The sequence below is a fragment of the Salsuginibacillus halophilus genome (assembly GCF_003014715.1).
GTDB lineage: Bacteria > Bacillota > Bacilli > Bacillales > Marinococcaceae > Salsuginibacillus > Salsuginibacillus halophilus.
This window is the reverse complement of record NZ_PYAV01000020.1, coordinates 22,752-30,809: the sequence shown is the minus strand read 5'-3', so window position 1 is coordinate 30,809 and position 8,058 is coordinate 22,752. Positions and strand designations below refer to the sequence as shown.

10 protein-coding genes are annotated in these 8,058 nt (G+C 48.3%); 1 reads left to right on the top strand and 9 read right to left on the bottom strand.

All coding sequences use genetic code 11. From position 1 onward, the window contains the following. Positions 1-458: 458 nt before the first annotated feature. A complete protein-coding gene (locus B0H94_RS14510) occupies positions 459-788 on the bottom strand; it encodes a hypothetical protein (protein WP_106589986.1) in 330 nt (109 codons plus the stop codon). A gap of 210 nt (positions 789-998) precedes the next feature. After that, a complete protein-coding gene (locus B0H94_RS14505; protein WP_106589985.1) occupies positions 999-2,309 on the bottom strand; it encodes a replication protein in 1,311 nt (436 codons plus the stop codon). Between the two features lie 858 nt (positions 2,310-3,167). Here B0H94_RS14505 and B0H94_RS14500 point away from each other — a divergent pair. Continuing rightward, a complete protein-coding gene (locus B0H94_RS14500) occupies positions 3,168-3,518 on the top strand; it encodes a hypothetical protein (protein WP_106589984.1) in 351 nt (116 codons plus the stop codon). 510 nt (positions 3,519-4,028) lie between these two features. Here the strand turns inward: B0H94_RS14500 and B0H94_RS14495 are convergent. The 7 genes from B0H94_RS14495 to B0H94_RS15345 form a co-directional block, all read right to left on the bottom strand. Then, a complete protein-coding gene (locus B0H94_RS14495) occupies positions 4,029-4,592 on the bottom strand; it encodes a site-specific integrase (protein ID WP_106589983.1) in 564 nt (187 codons plus the stop codon). Positions 4,593-4,718: 126 nt separating this feature from the next. Next, a complete protein-coding gene (locus B0H94_RS15465; protein ID WP_106589982.1) occupies positions 4,719-4,919 on the bottom strand; it encodes a YvrJ family protein in 201 nt (66 codons plus the stop codon). 58 nt (positions 4,920-4,977) lie between these two features. Next, positions 4,978-5,202 (bottom strand): DUF2922 domain-containing protein, encoded by a 225-nt coding sequence (locus tag B0H94_RS14485; protein WP_106589981.1) that lies wholly within the window; start codon positions 5,200-5,202, stop codon positions 4,978-4,980. A 35-nt stretch (positions 5,203-5,237) separates the two neighbouring features. Next, positions 5,238-5,462, bottom strand: a complete 225-nt coding sequence (locus B0H94_RS14480; RefSeq protein ID WP_106589980.1) for a DUF1659 domain-containing protein — start codon at positions 5,460-5,462, stop codon at positions 5,238-5,240. 118 nt (positions 5,463-5,580) lie between these two features. After that, the gene (locus tag B0H94_RS14475; RefSeq protein ID WP_181315433.1) at positions 5,581-6,279 is read right to left on the bottom strand and encodes an N-acetylmuramoyl-L-alanine amidase; all 699 of its coding nucleotides are present in this window, start codon (positions 6,277-6,279) and stop codon (positions 5,581-5,583) included. Then, positions 6,276-6,812, bottom strand: a complete 537-nt coding sequence (locus tag B0H94_RS14470; protein WP_106589979.1) for a hypothetical protein — start codon at positions 6,810-6,812, stop codon at positions 6,276-6,278. Before B0H94_RS14470 ends, B0H94_RS14475 begins: the two co-directional genes overlap by 4 nt. Before the next feature lie 184 nt (positions 6,813-6,996). Beyond that, positions 6,997-7,749, bottom strand: a complete 753-nt coding sequence (locus B0H94_RS15345) for a DUF3427 domain-containing protein (RefSeq protein WP_106589978.1) — start codon at positions 7,747-7,749, stop codon at positions 6,997-6,999. Positions 7,750-8,058: the final 309 nt, after the last annotated feature.

Genomic DNA, 8,058 nt, shown 5'->3' with positions numbered 1-8,058 from the left:
CAAATAAACTTGTGCTCGAATATATAATTGTTTATTTAAATTATTTTTCGATGCTTCTAACGTTTATTTGAACAATGATTTATAACTTTATTTTTTGGTCTCTCAGTCCTGTCCCAACGCCTGCACAGCTCAAAATTTTTTGTTACGTTATTTTTTTGTTACGTTATTTGTATTTAATACATTAAATACGTAACGAAAATCATAGTAAGCTTATCCCGGCATCACTGCGTCTTTCCGTTACGTTTTTAGATTATATATATCTTAAAACGTAACAAAGCGTCCCCGCCCACCCCACAGCCGCCAGCCCCGCCCTTCGTTACGGTTTGTATTTTCTATTTCTTTTCTACGTAACAAAATCCCCTGCCCTATCCTGTAGCCCATACCGCCCGCTGCGTCCCGGCAGCCGGCGGTATGGCACCGCATGAACTGTGCACGCGCCAGCCGGCGCAGCGCCTCGTTCAGTCCGCTTCAAGCCAGTCATACCCTGGATGCTGCAGTGGTGGACGCTGCTGCGGCATCTGCGGTGCTTCCAGTCGTGAGCGACGTACCGGCACTGTCGACGGGCCCCAGCCCATCACCAGCGCCTTCTTCAAGAAACCTTCCACGTTCCGCACCCGTTTCGGCGACTGCCGCAGTACAAGCAACGCTTGAAACGCCGCCTCAACGCCCTGCTTCTCCAAGACTTCCTGCATCTCTTCCGACGGATCCGTCAGTGTCGCCAGCCGGAATGCCATATGTATTAACTCACCCTCTGTGTATCCTGGTGAACCATCGTATGTCTCAGTCATTGCAATCCCCTCCATGTTTCATCCATCCCCTGGTTGTAAGGTCAAGTGGTCTGTTGCAGGTGCTTAAAAGAGTTGTCAGTCCAAGAGGTCTATGCGCGGTGCATAGGCAAAGACCTTAATCAATCATTGATTTAACCCCTTTAAGGCTGAACCAAAATGAGCCTCCTAGGCTATCGCCTATAATATAAGAGCGACGGAGCGCTAAACTTTTCAGCCGCACCCCTTCTTCAGCCGGGAAACAAGTTGGCTCACGCGCCCTCGTGAAAGTCCGAGGCAATCCGCAATCTCTCGCTGCTTCAATCCTTCCGCAAGCCCCTCGGCAACACGAGCCAGTTGATTCTCCGTATGTTTGTGCTCCTCGCATATATACTGTTGTCTATCTGCAGACCCCGCCAAACGGCGTTCATCTGTACGACGCCCCCGGTCCCTGCGCCGCTTTCTCTCTTCTTTCTCCCCCTTGCTTATAATCGTATGCAGGTCTCCCTCTTCCGCAGCTGTAATCCCGAGCCATGTCATGATCGTTGTGTTCTTTAAGTTGTACCCTGCCCCCGGATAACCCAGCTTCCTTGCGGTTTGATCGGCTGCTTCGCTGTTGTGCGCCTCCCAGGCCATCTCTGCACTCTTCGTGGCACGCCGGACTTCCCCCTCACCCAGCGGTACCGAAAACTGTTGATTTAACTTTAAAATTTCACGTATGACACTTTGTATATCATCAGTTGCACATAAGTACCAGTAACGGTAAAGAAACAGCGTCATCTCGCGGTACCCCTCCATATAACCGCCACGAAGATGAATCAGTCTTTCCAGATCACCGAGCCGCGCATAATACAACGAATGCATGTTCATCAGCCGTGTCACATTAGAATCCCTGCGTTTTGTTGTAACCGTTTTCGTTAAATCCGGTAGGTATTTCTCCTTTAAATCCTTAATCGGATACCGGTAGTCGTGCACGTATTCGCGCACCACCTCCCTTCCATTCTTACTGTTCACGGATCCTTCCACGCGGAACACCCGCGCTGCATCCACCGAACGCGGATCTGCCCCGCAGTCTTTCAGCACCTCAAAAAAACGCTCCTGCAGCCGCCGCCATAACGGTAGTGCTTTCGCAGGCACCGGCTCGATCAACCATGTCAGAATCAGTCCCCGTCCGGAGAACGTCACATAGTTTGGGACCGGCAGTTCATCATCACAAAACATCACTTCAATATGGCCTTTCATCCAGTAAGGATCGTAGCCAATCGTGTAACAATCAATATCTATGTAGAGCGCACGCAGCTCCCGCAGATCCTCCACACGACGCCTGGGATGCGAAAATGTGTTCTGGCTGAAATACACATCTTCTCCGTGCCAGCCTTCATACACGCCGGCAAGCTCCTGCCGCATGTAGTGATACTGCACCCACTTTCCCTGCTTATGCGTCGCCAGTGCAACCCAGCCCTTTGCATCACCATGATGATCTAAAAGGTGCTGTGCTCCTCGTGAAGCTGCAGGAACCTCCGCACGCACGTGTGCCTGTTCCATGCCTTGGCTAACCTCCGCAGTTTCATATCATTAAGTTTTCGTTGTTAATCGGTTGGTTGGGAAATTCATTCGTGAGAGACAGAGGGGGGTGTCTCCCATACACACCTTAGGTAGTGCTGTGGTGTGAGATAATCATAGCACTTAATGCTCATATGGACAACATAATTTTCAAACATTTTTACAAATTATTTATTTAAATGACAGTTTTGGCGCTGAAACCCCATATTTCTCGGGACAAACCTCAATGTGCACTTTCACATCCGTTATGCCGACAGCGCGACCTCCTTTCAAGCGACCCTTGCCGGTTGGGCGGCTGTGTGTGCTAGGCTCGTCTGCCGGAAAGGCGGGCGTGTTGTTAAGCCCGCTTTCCGCAGGAGCCGCAAAGCACACGCGGATCAGCCGCTACGGAACCGGCCGGCAAGGAGGAAAGCAGAAGGACATATAATTAAGCAATCCTAAGCAGGAGGCACATCACCAGCCGGCCCGACAAAGCCCGGAGCGAATGCGGTACGCATGAGCCGGCTGCGGCGGAGGGACGGCGGTCTATATGTGTGAAAAAAGCATACAACTAAGGCGTAAGCGAACCTTTCAAATGAGACAAATATTTGTTTTTTATATAAAACGTTGTTTTTTAATAATGAACAAATAAAGTAACGCTTGCCTGTGAAAGCTTTGCCGTTGTCACTACATCAAAGCTATACGAAGCGCAATAAAAGACGTTTCTGTCGTAAAACTTTAAGTTCTGCCGGACAAACTTCATTTTTGTGTCATTTAACACCAATATATATTGTTAAGGATGAGGGGAGAAACAAGCTTTACGTTTGAACTGCTGAAGGATTCAGATAAGGAGGCGTTACGTTGGAAGACTTTGATAAAGAGTGGTACTTTGATGATGATGAAGAACTCGACGAAGAGGATGATCCGGATTATTATCTAGATACTGACGAAAAAAGCTGGCTCGTATTTTACTTTAAGAGACGCTCGGATTTCGATGAGAACAGCCTTTATTTGTACCAAGTGGTTGCCAATACCAGTGAGGTTGCGGGTAATGAAGCCGCACTGCGTACATACTCCGAAGTGAAAGGTCGGCGTATGCCGGAGGGCGCTTATGCTTTCATACCGGTTGATCATATTGAATGTATCGGTAATAAAGGTTTAGTCCGACTCATCTCATCATATAAACTTAAGCTGGTTGATTTCGCCCATTAAAAGATAAAACCTAGTTTAAGTACCCTTCCAGCCGGCCCGACAAAGCCCGAAGCGAATGCGATACGCATGAGCCGGCTGCGGCGGAGGGACGGCGGTGTCTTATAGCAACATATATATTGATTCGTTGATTCCAACGTTTCTTTATAAGAACGTTGTATGTTTATGAATGATATGTACCCTGGGCGTAAGCTGTGTCATTAACGCTCAGCGGCCTTGTTCCTTAATTATCCACTCTCTATGAAAGCGATGCCTGTCGATCAGCTGTTGGCCAAGTGAATACACATTTTATTATAAAAGAAAACAGTTTCGTATAAACGTTTGTACGAAACAACGTTTATTGATATTAAGTTTTTAAAAGATGCGATTCACTAATTAGTGCTATTTAATTTGTTTATTTAAAATTAGATCGTGGGCCAGTTATAATAAGTAAGTATAGAGAAAAGACATACCGCACGGAAAAGGGCAGAGAAGCCATGCACTTCAACTAGGGGAGGCATGGCTTCTCTTTTTTTACAGCTCCAGCCCTTGCACCACGGCGTCGAGGTTATCCTGGGTGACGCCGATGTAGCGCAGGGTTTCCTGCTGCGAGCTGTGGTTTAAGAGTGCTTGGATGACGGTAATGTCGTGGCCGGCGTGGTAGGCGAAGTAGCCGAATGTTTTGCGCATGCTGTGCGTTCCGATGTGTTCGATACCAGCATAACCGGCAGCTTCTTTTAAGATGTAGTGGGCGTGCTGGCGGGTGATCGGTCCGCCTTTTCGGCTCATAAACAGCGGTTCGTGACCACGCCAGTCCGGGCGTTCTTCTTTCATGTATTTTTTAAGTGAACAGTGTGCACTTTTGTTTAACACAACCGAACGCTGTTTACCGGTTTTCTGTTCTTTTCGTTCGATGCGTTGTGCCGGGGATCTGCCGGAGGTGACATCGGCCATCGTAAGTGAGAGAAGGTCCCCGATTCGCATACCGGTGTTAATACCCATAACAAACAACAGCTCGTTGCGCAGCGAAGTGCTCCGTAGCAGGCGTTTCATCGCTTCAATCTTGTTTGGTTCGCGGATCGGCTCAACGGTCTGCAAAGCACTTCCTCCTTTCAAAAGCGTCAGATTCATCAGGGTGTTTCAATATGTACGCCCGCTGCCCGGAAGTCCGGAAGCAGCGGGGGCTGCGCACAGATGTGATCAATCTGACAGAACCGGCTTGTGTCAGATCTGTGCTGCAGGTTTTTCCTTGGCAACGGCCGGCGGATGTTCTTGTGCCATATACGAACGCGCAGAACGCTCGGTAAGCTTTAACTCGTGAATCGCCCCGGTTAAATCGTTCAGCCGGCCTTCAATGCGGCTGAGTAGATAAAACGTGACGAGTATCGGAAAGCTGACTTCGGCGATCATGGCTGCCCAGTCCATAACCTCACCTCCTTTCAAACAAAAAGGAGAAGCGCCCGGCTCCTCCCCTTTGTGTGTATTAGTCTTCAAATTCGATGTCTTCAACGTCACGGGAGACAATACGCGCATCGCGGATTTCCGCGAGCTGTCCGCCGCTGCGTTTAAATTCGTCGTTTGCGATCATCGTTTCCATGGCCGCCTGGACTTCCTCAGCATCAGCCGGGTACTTCGGCGTACTGATGGAGACTGTAGCGTTGTTGCCAAACTCCGTAACAAAGCGGAGCTGTAATGTTTGGCTGCTCATTATGTGTTCCTCCTTCCTATCAGTTTATCAATGGATTAGTCTTCAAACGTCGGGACTTCCACAAGCTCTGTGTTGCTGATCAGGTTCACTGCGAACAGTTCGCCGTCTGTTAAAGAAGCAACGGCTTGAGCGAAAGCGAAAATCTTTTCGGAGTCCGAATACAATTTCAACCGGCTCATCGAACGGTAGAAGTTCTCGTCTTCGTCGTCTTTGAAGCCCATGCGCAGGGTCAGCGTATGCGGGTATTCTTCAAGCTGCATCATCTCACCTCCTTTGCGTTTCTTTAGTGGAGCAACTTAAGTGTATACCGGCGCAAAAAAACCTGCGAACCGGTTCTCACTCCGGTAGCGCAGGTTTTTCGCCGTTACTTCGTACGTTTTATTCAGCTATCTGCATGAAACGATGCAGGATCACCGCAAGTTCCTCTCTTGTAATTTCTTCGCCGAAGCCAAACCGGCCGTCTGCGTGCCCCTTGATCAAGCCGAGGTCTTTGACAGCCTGAACCGATGCGGCCCCGTAAAAGTCATCCGGCACATCTGGAAAATCGGTGACGGTGTACGTCTGTTGCGTCGTTATGTCGTCCACCTCCTTCAGCTGTTGTAAAAACCACGGCTTCGTGATGCCGCTTCCCGGGCAGGTCTTGCCGGAATGCTCGTTATGGAACACGATAGCACTTTCATTGAGGCTGAACACGTCCATGAGCGAACGGACCGCTGCGGTGACGGCCGCAAGTTGCGCTCCTTCAAGCACTTCTTCACCGTCGTCGAAGTCGCCGATGATCTCGATGCACACACCGCCTGCGTTATGGTTAGATATACCGGCCGGGTTTAGCTCGAAGCTGCGCCCGTCCCAGATGCCTCCGTCCGGCGCAATGGAAAGGTGCTGGGCGATGTCCTGCCAGCCATTCGTGTTGACGTGGTAGTCGCGCATGCCGCGTATCGTTGCTTCGCCGGTGTAATCCGTCTTGCGTGGGCGCCATGTATGATGAATTTGGATGTGATTCACCGTGCGCTGTATACCCGCTCCGCGAAGCCACTTCGCAAAAGCGGGCGCATCAAAGCGTGTGAACCGGCTCATACCGCACCCCGCACATCGGTGAAGAATTTCCACGGCGTTTTATCCCCGGCATCAATGTTGTGAACCTCTTTGTAGCAGTGCTCGAGCCAGCGTGCATTCTTCAGCTGCTCGAAGCAGAAACGCTTGGAGTGGAAGGCGGCGAAGCTGTGCGCACTCGTGGCGATCACAGTTTCCTGCTCCCGGTCCTGCTGCAGCGAAGTGATAGCTGCGGCCCGCACCCAGCCCGTGCGCGTCTGCTTTCCGATCGCTTCGCGGGTGTGGTAGGGAATCAAAGTAATGCCGTCGGATACCGGCATCGGCACGAGCTGGCGCTTCCCCTGGAGGAAGTAGCCGTAACGGCGTTTGCTTGCAGGCACACTCAAACCGTAATGGTCAAACAGCGCTTTGAGAAACGCATCCGAACTCATGGGAAAGTCCTCACTTCCCCCGTCACACAGTAGAATCCGAACCGCATCACCGGCTCCTGGTTCATATACGGGAATAAACGCCTCACCACGACTCACAAATACTTGCACTGCATCCTTTTTCATCACAACAATCCCTTCTTTATATGTTTTTCACACTCACAGTATATTTGACATTGGAATAAGCAGGCGAATGGGGTCTCAGCGTGAGAGAACGCTCTTTTGGGTGGGAGAACGAAGAAAAGCGCTGCCCCCGGAACGAAAACGTCCAGTCTCAGCGCGAGAAGCACAATGTAGGTTAAGTGTATCACAATTAATGGTTTAGTATCGCCTGAAGTTCTTCAATAGAGTATAGATCCCTTTTTTTATGAAGCATGGCATGACAGTTTGGACATACTGGTCTCAAGTCTTTAATAGGATGAACTTCATGTTCATTACCGATATCCTTGAGAGGGTATAGGTGATGAACATGGATGTAGTTCTTACCGATCTCTCCATATACTCGCTCAAAGTTAAAATCACAAACAACACAATTGTAGCCATAGTAGTTTAAACATTCGGCGCGTGCCAGGGGGTTTCGCTCATAGATATTGACACTGGCTCTTTTAGTCTTACCCTCACGATATACTGAAACTGATGAGTTATTGCCACCCTGCTCACTTTCGCTTACATCTTCTTCTAAATCGGTTGTAGCGCACCATATGATTTTTACAGGATTTTCTCCTTCAATCTTTTTAGGCACTACCTCACCAAGGTATATAAATGCGGTATTGCTACTATCACGTCTGACAAACAAGTGAGTCTTAAAGTCAGTTGCAGTTAACTTTTGAATTGATGGCTGAGCCGGATGGGACCCTTTTTTTCCATACCATATTAAATCTTCCCCATGAAAGTGATTATTGTGGTCGTGTCCCGTCCGACTAATAGTGTCAACATTGGCAAAAATAAATGAATGATTGTCATAACTAGTGTATCCTGTATTCCAGTTTCCGGCCTGGCGTTCTTTTGGAACCCCTAAAACATCATAAATATCTTTTTTAGTGTACTGGTGGTTAACTTGGAACAATTTCTATTCTCCTTTGTTAATAGTAAGTAGTGAAACAGTAATTTTAAGTGCTTTATATTGCAAAATACAGGCGTTCCCATCATGTTTGTTAATTAATTAAATTATTGTTACTGTTTTAAATAATAAATTACAGAAGGAGGTCACTCAATGACGTATGAGTGTGATTATAACAATGATAGATTAGGATCAAAATAAGAAAGAGGGGGATTACATGGGTAGCAGCTGGTTAATTCTTCACCATGAATCTATCGAAAAAGTTGATTTTGCAAACATTAAGTTTTATTTATCCGATATTATAGGTAGCTCGAT